Source organism: Paenibacillus sp. F024 (genome assembly GCF_057814255.1).
In genome coordinates, this window is the sequence record NZ_JBVASZ010000021.1 from 73,927 (window position 1) to 81,072 (window position 7,146).

Genomic DNA, 7,146 nt, shown 5'->3' on the forward strand with positions numbered 1-7,146 from the left:
GGATGACTTCATTGATTAACAAGTTCCGGGCACGATTAACTCTGATTTTTATTACTTTAATCGGCTCCTCGGTTTTGATTGCAGGTATTTTTGTAGCTCAAATGATAGAGCGTTCCCACATAGACTCCCTGACCGAGAATATGGAGCGGGAGCTGCGTATCCTGCTGGTGACGATGAATTGGAACACACAGGGGTCGGAATCCGAACAAATGCGCTACTATACCGACATGGCCGTTTTGCTTAAGAAAACGGCCGATGCGCGGGTTACCTATATCCGTTCGGACGGCAAAGTGTTGGGCGATTCCGACAGCGACCCTGCTCAGATGGAGAATCATTTGAACAGGGAGGAAATTATCGATGCGGCATCCTCCGGCATAGGTGTGGTCACGCGTCACAGCAGCACATTGGGTCAAAACATGATTTATGTTGCCGTTCCGGTAGTGGATCAAGGACAAAAAAGCGGTTTCCTGCGGTTAGCCATGGGTCTTGAAGAAGTGGAGAAATCGATCCGCAACGTATGGTATTTACTGATGGCCGGCCTTTTGACGGTATTTGTCATCGCGGGCTTGATCAGCTATCGTGTCGCCTATGGCATTACCAGACCGATCGAGCTTATGACCGGTGTGGCTGAACAAATTACGGACATGAATTACAAGTATCGCGTACAGCTGAACAAGAAAGATGAAATCGGAAAGCTTGGCGATGCCATCAATCACATGGCGGATAGTCTGCAGGTGCAGATGAATCGCATATTGGAAGAGGAAAACAGGCTCAAATACGTTCTTGAGAACTTGATCAGCGGTGTGATCATGATTGACAGCAAAGGAAATATTGCCCTGCTTAACCGGTCGGCTGAAGAATTTCTCGGGTTTTCCTCCAAAGAGCTGTTAGGAAAAAAATTCGATCAAGCCAAGCAGCAAATTGAATTTACACAGTTGATTCAGGAATGCTTCGATACTCGTGAAAGTATCCATGATGAAATGATATTCTATTATCCTGCAGAACGCATCCTGGAGATCAATTTGAATCCGATCTTTCAGTCGGATAAGCAATGGGCAGGGCTGCTGATCGTTTTGCATGATATTACATCTGTCCGCAGATTGGAGAGAATGCGTTCCGAGTTTGTAGCCAATGTATCCCATGAGCTGAAGACGCCGATTGCAGCCGTCAAAGGCTTTACCGAAACGCTGCTCTCAGGAGCGCTGGAGGATAAAGAAACAGCCAGGTCGTTTTTGAAAATCATTTTTGATGAAAGCGAGCGGTTAAACCGGCTGATCGGGGACATTCTGGAGCTGTCCAAAATCGAGTCCAAACGGATACCGCTCCAATTCTCCCCGGTCCATCTCGAATCGTTTATTGGAAACTGTCTTCATGTCATGAAAACGGAAGCGAAGAAGAAGTCGATCGACCTGGAGATGGAAGCTCCGGAAGACAGCTATATGGAAGCGGATGAGGATCGGCTGCGTCAAATTCTGATGAATTTGCTCTCCAACGGTATCAACTACACGCCTGAAGGCGGTAAAGTAAAAGTAAAGGTGGAGCAGCTGGCAAGCGGTTCGGCAGGGGGAGAGATCGATACGATCCGTTTTACGATTTCGGATACGGGGATTGGAATACCGAAGAAGGATCTGCCCCGGATATTCGAACGCTTTTATCGCGTGGATAAGGCAAGATCACGGAGCTCCGGCGGGACGGGTCTTGGTTTGTCGATCGTCAAGCATTTGGTCGAGCTGCATAAAGGTACTATTCGTGTGGAGAGTGAGGTCATGGTAGGCACCCGATTTATCATTGAGCTGCCGTTAATCCAATGACATCTGTAGGTTAACAAAATCTTAACAAAAGGTTCTTTACAATTTATCAATCATTCATGCTATGATTAGTTTGAAATAAAGAATGGGTTTGGGGGTTTTCCCATGTCGCATAAAATATTAGTCATAGAGGACGAGCCTACGTTAGCCAGATTGCTTTCTTACAATCTGACTCAAGAAGGTTATGATACGAAGGTGATCGATCACGGCAGCGACGGTTTGCAAGCAGCGCTTCATCAGCCGTTTGATTTAATTATTCTTGACATCATGCTGCCGGGGATGAACGGTTTTGAAATTTTGTCGAAGCTAAGGCAAAAAGGGAATAAGACCCCCGTGATTATACTGACTGCGCGCAATGCCGAAGAAGAAATTGTACAAGGGCTCAAATACGGCGCTGATGATTATATTACAAAGCCTTTCGGGGTTGCAGAATTGCTTGCCCGCGTATCGGCAGTGCTTCGGCGCACATCGTCCGACAATGCATTTACGGATCAGGTTGGCAATGGCGAGAAAGTCATTACCGTAGGAGAGCTGAAGATCTATCCGGAGAAATATGAGGTTATCCTGCACGGCGAAACCATTCCGTTAAGACCTAAGGAGTTCGAGGTGCTGCTTCATTTGGTGCAGCGTCCCGGTGTCGTTGTTACACGTGATGACCTGATGAATATTGTATGGGGCTTCGATTATATCGGAGGACAGCGAACGGTAGATGTTCATGTCAGCTCGTTGCGTAAAAAATTAGAGATGAATCAGCAATCCGTCCAAATCGAATCGATTCGCGGCGTAGGTTACAAGCTTGTTCATGCAGCGGTTAAAAAGGATAATATTTAGAAGGAAAGGAGACCCTCCTATGGTGGTCTTCTTTTTTGTATTTGCTGATTTCCCGGGAAATCAGAACTGTGCAACGATGGATAAGGATGCAGAGGACAAAATCGCATAAAAGTAGCGCCAGATACGAAATATCTTTTTGGCACAAACTTGTCTATACTATACCTCAGCGTTACTTTGAAATTCATCTTCAGGAATTGAATGAGGGAGGTTTTTTTCCATGTCTAAAGTATATCGAATCGGAATTATCGGATGCGGCGGGATCGCCACCGGCAAGCATATGCCTGCTTTGAAAAATCAGCCTAATGCGGAAATGGTGGCCTTCTGCGATATTGTGGAAGAAAGAGCGCAGGAAGCTGCAAAAACATTCGGGTCTGAAGGCGCCAAAGTATATACGGACTATCGTGAACTGCTTGCGGACGGTTCTATTGATATCGTGCATGTATGTACACCTAATGATTCCCATGCCGATATCTCCATCGCATCCTTGGAATCCGGAAAGCATGTGATGTGTGAGAAACCGATGGCCAAAACCGCTGCCGACGCCAGACGCATGGTAGAAGCGGCAAAGCGAACGGGCAAAAAACTGACGATCGGTTATCAAAACCGTTTCCGTCCGGACAGCCAATATTTAAAGCGCATTTGCTCTGACGGCGAGCTGGGAGATATTTATTATGCGAAGGCACATGCGATTCGCCGTCGTGCCGTTCCGACATGGGGCGTATTCCTGGATGAGGAAAAGCAAGGCGGGGGACCACTGATTGATATCGGTACCCACGCGCTCGATTTGACGCTGTGGATGATGGACAATTACAAGCCGAAGGTTGTGCTTGGAACAGCATTCCACAAGCTCTCCCAAAAAGAGAATGCGGCCAATGCATGGGGATCGTGGGATCCTAAAAAATTTACCGTAGAGGATTCGGCCTTCGGTATGATTACGATGGAGAACGGCGCTACCATCATGCTGGAATCCAGCTGGGCGATCAATATGCTGCAGACCGGAGAAGCCAAAACGACGCTTTGCGGTACAGATGGCGGGGCCGATATGCAAGACGGCCTGCGGATTAACGGCGAAAAGCACAGCCGGCTTTACATGAACGAAATCCAACTGGATGCCAAAGGGGTGGATTTCTATGACGGCCAGACGGAAAGTCCTGCCGATTTGGAAGCGCGTTTATGGCTGGAGGCGATTGAGAAAGACATTGATCCGATCGTGACGCCGGAACAGGCTTGCGTTGTATCGGAGATTCTTGAGGCCATTTACGAATCCTCCAAGACCGGCAAAGCCGTATATTTCAATTAATGCTTAAACACCCTGCTCGATATTATCGATACCCTGCTCGATATTATCGATCAGGGTGTTTTTCATTCCCCTGCGGAGGCTCCTCGAATGATTCGCTTTTGCCGTTCCTCTGTAAAGCTCTGCTGCTCCTTCGTGCTGTCGTCGTGTGTCTCATCGGCATCAGAAATCTTAAATCGGTTGATTTCATCGAACAGCTGTTGAGCGAGAGACCGTATATCGTCGGATTGTGAAGCGATTCGATGAATAGCTGAATCCTGCTGCTGTGAAGCGGAATTCACTTCCTCGACGCCGGCAGCCGTTTCCTGCGCGATGGCGGCTATGTGCTGCACAGACAAGACAAGTTTGTTGTTCTTGTCTTCTGCCGCGGAAATCAGCGTATGGATTTGTTCAATATGCCCTGACAGCTCGTCCATCGACAAGCGGATGTCCATAAACGCATCTATGCTTTCGTTCATCTTTCCAGTCTGTTGCTGGAAAGAACGCTTCACTTCACCTAACGAAGCCTCCATCCCGCTCATCTGTGTCTGCAGCGATTGAACGATCTTCGTAATCGTTTTGGAGGATTCGTTGGTTTGGGCGGAGAGCTGGCGCACCTCGCCGGCGATGACGGAAAATCCTTTGCCATGTACACCCGCCCTGGCCGCTTCAATAGCCGCATTTAGCGCCAATACGTTCGTTTGAGCGGATATGTCGGTAATGCTTCCGACGATTTTGCCGATCTGAGCCGAGCTGCGGGATAAGGATTCCATCGCGAGATATACCTGATGCAGTACTTTTTCCGATTGTTCAGCAGCGATTTGTAACCCCTCAATGGATTGTGAGCCCGTATGTGTATTAAATGCGGCTTCTTTGCTTTTTCGCTGCATCACAACGGTATATTCGGTCATTTCCCGAATTTCTTTGGTGGTTTCGGATATAATATAGGCGCTATCTTCTGAATAAAGGGCCTGCTGTTCGCTTCCTGCGGATATTTCCTGAATAGCCCGGACAATATCTTTGTTAGCCGCTGCGGTTGCTCCGGAGAACTCGTGAAAGGAACGGGAATGTTCGGATAGGGAAAAGGCGACCCTTTGGGTATTCGCCAGCATTTCTTTGACCTGCTCCATCATCTCATCAAAGCTGTGACTGAGCCTGCCAAGCTCGTCGGTGGAGGAGCTGTTTATTTTATGGCGCCAATCGCCTTTTGCTATTTTTTGGACGGCATGCTGCAGACGCTGAATCGGACGCATAAAGGATTGAATAAGCAAAAACGCAATCATAACGCTGCTGACCGCGACAAGTACAAAAGCCGTAATCATAATGGATACCGTGCGATTTAATTTTTCCTGCGTGACCATGGTGGCCGCGGAAGCTTCTTGAGAGTAGGAGTCATAAAAGTGATCTACAAAAGTGAAAATCTCATTCGTCAGTCTTTGAGATTCGTTATACAAATATTCCATGTTCCGATCAATATCTACCCTATTAAGCGATTTATCGTTGATGATTCTCACAGCAACGTCGAAGGTATCCGCATACTCACCTGTAAGGAGAATTAATTTGCTTCTCCATACACTTTGCTCATCTGTAACGGCGGTATTCCCGATCCGCTTGACCATTTGCTCAAACACGGATCTTTTTTCATTATAAGTAGGGATAAACTCCGGATTCTTCGATAGCTGTAATCCTGCCGCAATCATATTCAGTTCCTGCACCATTTCTTTTAATTGAAGGGATAAGAGCTGTAATTCTACTTTATCATTCTGGACGGCCAGCTGATTTTTGATCTGATTCACCTGAATGAAATTGAAAAGGGCAGCACACAAAAACAAAAGCAGCATGCCCGAAAACCCGGTAATCAATTTTGCTTTTAAACTGAAGCTTTTTTTTATTTTCATAAATACCCTCCCGTTGTCTCTTATGGTCGACCTCTTTTTATTCCATCTCTTTCGAATGCGTTTGATTTCATCATAGGTCTAAAGTATTAATTCAATGTCTTTCTTTTGTAAAGCATTCGTTAAATATATCCATCCGAAAGTTTTACATAAAGTTTACGTTTCGTTGGTATTCACTTTACAAAAGACTGTTACGATGTTTATGTAAGCAAAACACGCATATGAAAAAGGGAGGACATACTAAAATGTTCAAGCAGTGGTCGAAAAAAGGTTTGGGTCTTATGATGGTTACGGTTTTGTCAATGGGGGTCCTGGCAGCTTGCGGTACAAAAACAGAACCGGCACCTTCCGGTAATGCGGCAGGCGGGCAACCTCCTGCACAATCGGCAGAGCTCAGCGGTACGGTTACGGCTTCCGGCTCCAGCGCGTTGCTCCCATTGGTTAAAGAAGGCGCAAACCAATTTATGGATAAGCACCCTAAAGTAACTATTAATACAACGGCCGGCGGTTCCGGTACCGGGTTGAAGAACGTGGCGGACGGCACTTCCGATATCGGTAACTCCGACGTAGCAGCTGGAGATGAATACAAAGATAAAAATCTTGTTGATCATATTGTCGCCATTGCTCCGTTTGCGATTATTACAAACAAGGCTGTTCCAGTGGATAACTTGACTAAAGCTCAAGCGGCGGACATCTTCACAGGCAAAATCACCAACTGGAAAGAAGTTGGCGGTCCCGACCAAAAGATTATTATCGTTCACCGTCCGGACAGCTCCGGTTCGAGAAAGCTTGTAAAACAAATTGTTTTGGATAACAAAGAGTTCACTAAAGATGGCGTAACCCAAGAATCCAGCGGTGCAATGGCAACAACGGTTGCTCAAACTGCCGGTGCCATCGGTTATGTAGATACGCCTTACCTCAATGACAAAATCAATGCTGTGAAATTTGAAGGCGTAGCTTTCAGCAAAGATACGATCAAGAGCGGTCAATATCCGCTTTACGGTGTTGAGCATATGTACACCAAAGGCGAGCCGACCGGCGCGGTTAAAGCCTTCCTTGAATTCATGATGAGCAAAGAGTTCCAGGAAAGCACGGTAGAAAAAGTAGGATTCCTGCCGGCTGACCTGTTGAAAAAATAAAAAATAATCCGGATCAATAATCCGGATCATCAAAGAAAGGACAGCGACAATATGTCGTTGTCCTTTTTTGGTAGTACGCCCAGCATGGGCGTCATCTTTAGGGTGAAAGTCCTGAACGGGGGCTGGCGAGCGCCTACCGTAGCCAAGGGCAAGGGTGTCCGTCGCGAGGCGGAATCTGAAGGAAGCCGGAGGCAAAT

General features: G+C 46.8%; 5 protein-coding genes. 4 read left to right on the forward strand and 1 reads right to left on the reverse strand.

All coding sequences use genetic code 11. The features are described from left to right. Positions 1 to 14: 14 nt before the first annotated feature. From pnpS to ACZYR9_RS19545, 3 genes are all read left to right on the forward strand, one after another. Entirely contained in the window at positions 15 to 1,811 is a 1,797-nt protein-coding gene (pnpS, locus tag ACZYR9_RS19535; RefSeq protein WP_488980143.1) for a two-component system histidine kinase PnpS, read from the forward strand. 102 nt (positions 1,812 to 1,913) lie between these two features. Then, a complete protein-coding gene (locus tag ACZYR9_RS19540) occupies positions 1,914 to 2,639 on the forward strand; it encodes a response regulator transcription factor (protein ID WP_488980137.1) in 726 nt (241 codons plus the stop codon). Positions 2,640 to 2,856: 217 nt separating this feature from the next. Beyond that, entirely contained in the window at positions 2,857 to 3,939 is a 1,083-nt protein-coding gene (locus tag ACZYR9_RS19545) for a Gfo/Idh/MocA family protein (RefSeq protein WP_488980138.1), read from the forward strand. Between the two features lie 62 nt (positions 3,940 to 4,001). On the opposite strand, the gene ACZYR9_RS19550 is transcribed toward ACZYR9_RS19545, so the two are convergent. Next, positions 4,002 to 5,813, reverse strand: a complete 1,812-nt coding sequence (locus ACZYR9_RS19550; RefSeq protein WP_488980139.1) for a methyl-accepting chemotaxis protein — start codon at positions 5,811 to 5,813, stop codon at positions 4,002 to 4,004. A 242-nt stretch (positions 5,814 to 6,055) separates the two neighbouring features. On the opposite strand from ACZYR9_RS19550, the gene ACZYR9_RS19555 reads away from it, so the two are divergent. Continuing rightward, complete coding sequence (locus ACZYR9_RS19555; RefSeq protein WP_488980140.1) at positions 6,056 to 6,949, forward strand: phosphate ABC transporter substrate-binding protein; 894 nt, start codon at positions 6,056 to 6,058, stop codon at positions 6,947 to 6,949. The last annotated feature ends 197 nt before the right edge of the window (positions 6,950 to 7,146 follow it).